We start from the raw sequence: 962 nt of genomic DNA on the forward strand, positions 1-962 counted from the left end.
TCGATCCACTCCTCGGGGCAGTGGCTGCGTCCGTTCAGGCAGGGGATGAAGATCATGCCGATGGGGCCGGTGGGCGCCATGTAGACGGCGTCGTGGCCGGCGCCGCTGGGCAGGCGCATGCTGGCGTAGCCGAGCTGGTCGGCGGCGGCCTGCACCGCGTCCATCACCAGCGGGGTGCAGTCGGTGGGCTGGGCCCGGCTCAACTGCACGAAGCCGGCGGTTAGGCGCAGGGCCTTCAGGTCGGCGGCCACGCCGGCCATCAGGGTTTCGGGGAAGGCGTCCAGTACGGCGTTGCTGTCGCTGCGCATTTCCAGCGTCAGCTCGACGCGGCCGGGCACGGCGTTGGCGGCGTTGGGCGTCATGGCGAGCTTGCCGACGGTGGCGACCACGTAGTGCGGATTGCCGCTGGCGGCGCTGGCCTGGCGGCTGGCGGCGTCGATGATGCGGGCCGCGCCCACAAGGGCATCGCGGCGGATGTCCATGGGCGTGGTGCCGGCGTGATCGGGCTGGCCTTCGACCGTGATCAGCACGCGGCGGATGCCGACGATGTTGGTGACCACGCCGATGGGCAGCTGGCGGCTTTCCAGCACGGGGCCCTGCTCGATGTGCAGTTCGACGAAGGCGGCGGTGCCGTCCGGGCCGCGCAGGGGCGCGGTCAGCGCGCTGGGGTCGCCGCCGATGCGGGCGATGCCCTGCGCCAGCGTCTCGCCGTCGGCGTTGCGGGCAGCCAGCATGTCGGCGTTCAACTGGCCGCTCAGGGCGCGGCTGCCGACGCAGGAGATGCCGTAGTCGCTGGGTTCTTCCGACAGGAAGTCGATGACCTCGAATGGGTGCTCCAGTTCGATGCCGTGTTCCCGCATGGTGTGGGCGACCTCGATGCCGGCCAGCACGCCGATGATGCCGTCGAAGCGGCCGCCGCTCATCACGGTGTCGCAGTGCGAGCCGGTGGCGATGGGCTTGCG

1 protein-coding gene is annotated in these 962 nt (G+C 71.2%); it reads right to left on the bottom strand.

Annotation, left to right across the window (positions count from 1 at the left end; translation table 11 throughout):
* A partial coding sequence (gene ertE, locus HV783_RS29330) for an N-carbamyl-l-glutamate amidohydrolase ErtE (RefSeq protein ID WP_175190346.1) occupies positions 1–962 on the bottom strand: 962 nt, incomplete at both ends.

The organism is Achromobacter dolens (assembly GCF_902859745.1).
Lineage (GTDB): Bacteria > Pseudomonadota > Gammaproteobacteria > Burkholderiales > Burkholderiaceae_B > Achromobacter > Achromobacter dolens.